The organism is Streptomyces sp. NPDC004561, from assembly GCF_053602155.1.
The window spans coordinates 1-6014 of sequence record NZ_JBSGDB010000501.1 but is presented as its reverse complement, the minus strand read 5'-3'; the positions used below and the strand labels follow the sequence as shown (position 1 = coordinate 6014).

Genomic DNA, 6014 nt, shown 5'->3' with positions numbered 1-6014 from the left:
CTGACCGGTGGGAACCTGCCCCGCGACCGCGGAACCCGGTGCCACCTCGGCCCGCTTGCCGATCCGGGCGCCCGGGAAGAGGATGCTGCGGGTGCCGACGGTGGCATGGGCGCCGACCTTGACGGGGCCGATCTCCAGCCGGTCGCCGTCCAGCCAGTACCCGGACAGGTCGACCTCGGACTCGACGGCCGCGCCCCGGCCCAGTTTGAGCATCCCGGTGACCGGTGGCAGCGAGTGCAGGTCAACCTGCGGCCCGACCTTGGCGCCCAGGGCCCGCGCGTAGCGTTCCAGCCAGGAGCCGGTCAGCGCGGTGGCCCCGCTGAACTCGGCCAGCCGCTCGGCGGTCCACAGCCGCAGATGCACGCTCCCGCCGCGCGGATACCGCCCCGGCCGCAGCTTCCGCAGCAGCAGCCGGGCCCCGCCGGCCGCGAGCGCGATCCGGCCGGGCGGAGTGAAGAACAGCAGCGCACCGGCCGTGAGCAGCCACCAGGGGGCGGTCGGCAGCCAGCCGTAGCCGGGCAGCAGGTTCCCCACGGCGGCCAGGGCCACCGACCAGCGCAGCCCCAGCAGCGTGACCAGCGGGAGCAGCAGCAGAAGCTGCAGCAGCTGGGCGCGGACCGGGACCGGCGCGATCGTGCGGGTCCCGCCGTCGTCCTGTGCCGAGGCCTCCAGCCGCCGGGCCAGCTTGCGCAGCGTGGGGTGCTGGTAGATGTCGAGGACGGCGGCGCTCGGGTAGCGGGTGCGCAGCCGGGTGGTCAGCTGGGCGGCGGCCAGGCTGCCGCCGCCGATCGCGAAGAAGTCGTCGGAGGCGCCGGCCACCGGGATGCCGAGCACCTCGGTCCACTGCTCGGCGAGCCAGGCCTCGGTGCCGTACAGCTCGGCCTTCGGGGCCTCCACCCCCTCCAGCGGCCAGGGCAGGGCGGCCCGGTCCACCTTCCCCGACGTACGGGTCGGCAGGTCGGCCACCGGCGCGAGCAACGGCACCAGCGCGGCGGGCAGCTCGGCCCGCAGCTTCTGGACGGCGGCCGCCTGGTCCCAGCCGTCCTGCGTGACCACGTATCCCACGAGCAGCTGATTGCCGCTGCGGGCGGTCCGCACGGCGGCCGCGGCACCGGCGACGCCGGGCAGGGCCTGCAGCGCGGCATCCACCTCACCGAGCTCGATCCGCCGTCCGCCGAGCTTGATCTGCTCGTCCGCCCGGCCCAGGAAGATCAGCCCCTCGGGCTCGGCCCTGACCAGGTCACCGCTCCGGTAGGCCCGCTCCCAGCCCAGCGACACGAGTGGCGCGTACTTCTCCGCGTCCTTCTCGGCGTCGAGATACCGTGCGAGCCCGACCCCGCCGATCACCAGCTCCCCGCTGTCGCCCATGGCCACGGGCTCCCCGGCGCCGTCGACGACGGCCAGCTCCCAGCCGCCCAGCGGCAACCCGATCCTGATGGGCTCCTCGCCGGTGAGCAGCGATGCGCAGGCCACGACCGTCGCCTCGGTCGGCCCGTAGGTGTTCCACACCTCGCGCCCCTCGGTGACCAGCCGCTGCGCCAGCTCCGGCGGGCAGGCCTCACCGCCGAAGATCAGCAGCCGTACGTCGCCCAGCGCCTCGGGCTCCCAGAGCGCGGCCAGGGTCGGCACGGTCGACACGACCGTGATCTCCTGCTCCACGAGCCAGGGTCCGAGATCGGCACCGCTCCTGACCTGGGAGCGGGGCACGGGCACCAGACAGGCGCCGTACCGCCAGGCCAGCCACATCTCCTCGCAGGACGCGTCGAAGGCGACGGAGAGCCCGGCCATGACCCGGTCACCCGGCCCGATGGGCTCCTCCGTCAGGAACAGGGCAGCCTCGGCGTCCACGAAGGCGGCGGCACTGCGATGGGTGACGGCGACGCCCTTGGGCTTGCCGGTGGAACCGGAGGTGAAGATGATCCAGGCGTCGTTCCCGGCGCCGGGCCGCGTCGTGGCCGAACCGGAGGCGCCCCGCGCGGGGCCGTCCTGCGCCAAGGCGCCGTCCCCGACGACGCTCTCTACGGCGATGGCTTGGCCGGCACCGACGACCGCCCGCACCCCCGCCTCCCGGAACACCAGCTCGGCCCGCTCGTCCGGGTCCTCCGCGTCGATGGGGACATAGGCGGCACCGGCGGCGAGGACGGCGAGGATCGCGACGTACAGCTCGTTGGTCCCCGAGGGCACCCGCACCCCGACCCGGTCGCCCAGCCCGACCCCCGCGGCCGCGAGCCGCCGCCGGAGCCGCTCGACCTCGCCGGCCAGCGCACGGTAGGTGAGACACGCCGTACCGTCGTCCAGTGCCGGCTCGTCCGGATGCGACCGCACGGTCGCGTCGAAGATGTCGACCAGAGTGCGCGCCGAGGCCGCCGGCCCCGCGGAGAAGCGCGCCCGGTCGCCGAACTGCGCGCGGATCTCTTCGTCGAGCAGGCCGAGAGCGCTGCTCTCGTCTATGGCTGCCATCGGGTCCTCACGTCGGGTCCTGCTGAGTGACAAGCCGGAAATATTAGTACGACGCTAGGCCCCGCCCCTGCTGACGACCGCCCGGAAGGGCCGTCCGGGTGACTGCCTGGGCCTGATCGCGGGCCGCTGACCTGCCGACCTTCGCCCGAAAGAGACATGTCTCACACAGTGTCAGGTGATGGGCACTCAGAGCTAGTTCGGGTTCCGGCCACGCACGGGAACAGCAGAGGGCCCCTGTTGAGCAGCGGTCCTCACTGCTCGCTCACGCTCGAGGGGGCCGTGCGGCGGATGGCCGACAATCCCGGAACTGGCCCCCGGAGTCGCCGGGTTGATGCCTGCGGCAGTCGAGGCGAAGGCGTCGGGCGAACGTTCCGTCGCGGTCGCCGGGGGTATCCGAAAGCGCGGGAGGTGCCGTTTCGGCGACCCGTGGAGGCCGGGCGTCCAGCGGGGCGAGGGACGGGGTCTCGCGGCTGATTCGGGCACGCTGCGCGGCACCGGCAAGGGGCGCGTCATCGCGCGTGACCGGGGGTGGTGTCCAGGTTCGGGTCCTCCGGGGCACCCGCGACGAACCCCTGATTACCGGCCAGTAGCGACTCGAAGGCCCCACGAGGAGTGCGGCCTGGACCTCTGTCATGGCCGCAGGCAAGGGCTGGCCCAGCACGGACGGCGCCCCGAGGAACCCAGCGGGCCGCCCCCCGCCGCCCACGACCGAGTCTCGGCGGGCGCGGGAGCCGGACCTTTCGTAGATTAAGAAGCGAAGCGACTGGCAGGCAAAGCGTGTGACTCCGGAGATCGACTACACAGGGGTGTTCGCCGCCCTTCCGAGCCCGTGCCTGGTGCTCGGCACGGACCTGGTGATCGATGATGCCAACTCGGCCTTCTGTGAGGTGACGGGACGGAGCAAGGCCGAGCTGGTCGGGCAGTACCTCTTCGACGCCTTCCCGGACAACCCCGTCGATCCGGAGGCCGGCGGGGTGGCCACGCTGAAGGACTCACTGCACCGCGTCCTGTCCTCCGGCCAGACGGACCACATGGCGTTGCAGAAGTACGACATCCCGGTCGCCGGCAACCCCGAGGCGTTCAAGGAGCGGTGGTGGACCGCGATCAACGTGCCCGTCCTCGGCCCGGACGGAAAAGTCGCCTGGATCATCCACCGGTCCGAGGACATGACCGAGGTCGTCCGCGGCCGCCGCGCCGCGCACCTGCCGTCGGTCCGCCCCGGCCGGGAAGCGGCCATGGAAGCCGAACTGTTCGCTCGGGCGCGGCAACTGCAGCGGCTGAACGAGGAACTGCAACAAGCCCACGCCCGTGAACGGCACATCGCCGTCGCCCTGCAAGAAGCCATGCTCCACTCCCCGGACCTGGCCCGGCACCAGGACATCGCCGTGCGCTACCTGCCCGCCGCCGGATCACTGAATGTGTGCGGCGACTGGTACGACGCGGTCGACCTGCCCGCGGACCGCTTCACCGTCGCGGTCGGCGACGTGGTCGGCCACGGGCTGATGGCCGCCACCGTCATGGGCAGGCTCCGGAGCGCCCTGAGCGCCGCCTCGCGCACCGCCCACGGCCCCGCCCAAGCGCTGGAGGTCCTCGGCCTGTACGCCCGCTCGGTCGAGGGGGCACTGGCCGCCACCGCCGTCCAGGTTCTCGTCGACTGCCACAGCCACTTGCTCATCTACAGCAGCGCCGGCCACCCCCCTCCCGTCCTTCTGCACCCGGACGGCTCCAGTGAGCTGCTCGACCAGGCCACCGACCCACCGCTGGGCGCCCGCCCGGAACACGTTCCCCGCCCCCAGGCCACGACGACCTACGCCCCCGGCGACACGCTCGTCCTCTACACCGACGGGCTGATCGAACGCCGTGGTGAGGACATCGACGTCGGCCTGAGCCGGCTGACCGCCACGCTCGCCACCTGTGCCGAGTTCGGCGCGGAACACCTTGCCGACGCCCTCCTCGCCCGCCTCGGCCTCACCAGCGGCGCCAACGACGACATCGCCATGGTCGTCGTCCGCCTGGATCGAAGGCACCCGACGCCGACCCGGTGACCATCTCGCGTTCGCGGGCACCGGGTCGGCACGTCTTTCAGGTCCTGGTTCCGACACTGAGATTTTCCTCAGAACTCCCTGAACGGGTTGAGGCACACAAGGTGGCCGGGGACGATCGTCTTGACGATCACCACACGATGGTCATTCAAGCGGATGATCCGGATCACCACGTGGCGGTGCACGAAGAAGCAGAACAGGTGATGCCGGTTCAGCCGGAAGTGGTGGATGTGGTTCTGGTCGCCGAACCCGTGGCCCGGCCGGACCTCGCCGAACCCGAACCCGTTGCCTTGGCCGTGGTCGCCCTGCCCCCCGTTGCCGGGTCCCGAAGGCGGTCCGGGTGGCGGCGTGGTGCCGGTGGTGGGCGGGGTCGGGTTGGGTTGCGGCATGGTGCCGGTCATGGGCGGGGTCGGGTTGGGTTGCGGCATGGTGCCGGTCATGGGCGGAGTCGGGCCGGGTTGTGGATCTGCCATAGCAGGCGCCGCCCCCGTGAAGGCCACCCCGGCTGCCAAGAGGGGGATGATCGTGGCTGTTGAGAGACGCATGGCACGTGACCTCCTGACCGGGTTTGCACCATATGTCGTTCACGTGTACGTATCTGGGGCCCTCAGAGATTGCGCTGGTGGCCCGTCCCGGGCGACGGTGCCACCTGGGCGACGTAAGGGGAGCCCCCGCACCGCCCGGATCGCGCCAAGAACCCCCCGGTGGCGCGTTGTCGGCCGCGGGAGTGGCCGACACGCGACGACAACCCCGGAGGGCGAACGGAACTCGCAGCTCCGTTCGATAAGGTGATCGGCCCGCAGCAGGGTGCGCCGGTCTGACCAGCCGGCCGCGCTGCCGCGGGCAGTAGCTGATCCGGCCGGACACCAGAGACCGTCGGCCGAGGGGTGATAGGGGGTGTCCGTGCGGCACATCGCGCATGGTGGGGATTCGGGGGCACTGGCGTTCGCGGTGCTCGGGCCGCTGCGCATCCGCGGCGGCGGCGGAGCCGACCGCCCGGCGGAGATCAAACCGGGCTCGCCACAGCAGCAGGCAGTGCTCGCGCAGCTGCTGCTCCGCCCCGGGTCGGACGTACCCATGTGGGACCTCGTCACCGACGTCTGGGGCGACGACCCGCCGGACGGCGCGATCGCCAATCTGCGGACCTACGCCTGGCGGCTGCGGCGGCTCCTGGAGCCGGACCCGGCCGTACCCCGGTTCCTGGTGTCGGCGGGCGGTGGCTACCGCCTCGACGTGCCCGGCTGTTCCGTCGACGCCCTGGTGGCCGCGGAGCTGGCCGAGCGGTCGGGGACGGCTCGGGCCGCCGGGCGGCTCGCCGAGGCCGCCGGACTCGTCGAGGATGCCCTCGGTCTGTGGCAGGGCGGGCCTCTGGCGCGGGTGCCCGGCCCGTTCGCCGACCGTCAGCGCGAGCGCTGGGGCGTGGCCGCCGCGAAGCCGAACGTGGACGGCAGTCCTTCGCCGATGTCGGTCCAGTGGGCGCCCGCGTCGTCGCTGCGGTACACCCCCCAGTGG

The 6014-nt window shown here is 72.5% G+C and carries 3 protein-coding genes and 1 pseudogene; 2 read left to right on the top strand and 2 right to left on the bottom strand.

The annotated features are described in order from the left end of the window. The coding region (locus tag ACWEN3_RS39040; RefSeq protein WP_452981256.1) for an amino acid adenylation domain-containing protein at nucleotides 1-2460 on the bottom strand (2460 nt) is incomplete at its 3' end. A 779-nt stretch (nucleotides 2461-3239) separates the two neighbouring features. Here ACWEN3_RS39040 and ACWEN3_RS39035 point away from each other — a divergent pair. Then, nucleotides 3240-4505, top strand: a complete 1266-nt coding sequence (locus tag ACWEN3_RS39035; protein WP_452981253.1) for a SpoIIE family protein phosphatase — start codon at nucleotides 3240-3242, stop codon at nucleotides 4503-4505. A gap of 68 nt (nucleotides 4506-4573) precedes the next feature. On the opposite strand, the gene ACWEN3_RS39030 is transcribed toward ACWEN3_RS39035, so the two are convergent. Continuing rightward, on the bottom strand, nucleotides 4574-4930 hold the full coding sequence (locus ACWEN3_RS39030) for a hypothetical protein (protein WP_452981251.1): 357 nt from the start codon (nucleotides 4928-4930) through the stop codon (nucleotides 4574-4576). A 469-nt stretch (nucleotides 4931-5399) separates the two neighbouring features. Between ACWEN3_RS39030 and ACWEN3_RS39025 the strand changes: the two are divergent. Then, nucleotides 5400-5858, top strand: a pseudogene (locus ACWEN3_RS39025) (AfsR/SARP family transcriptional regulator); the annotation flags it as partial. Between the last annotated feature and the right edge of the window lie 156 nt (nucleotides 5859-6014).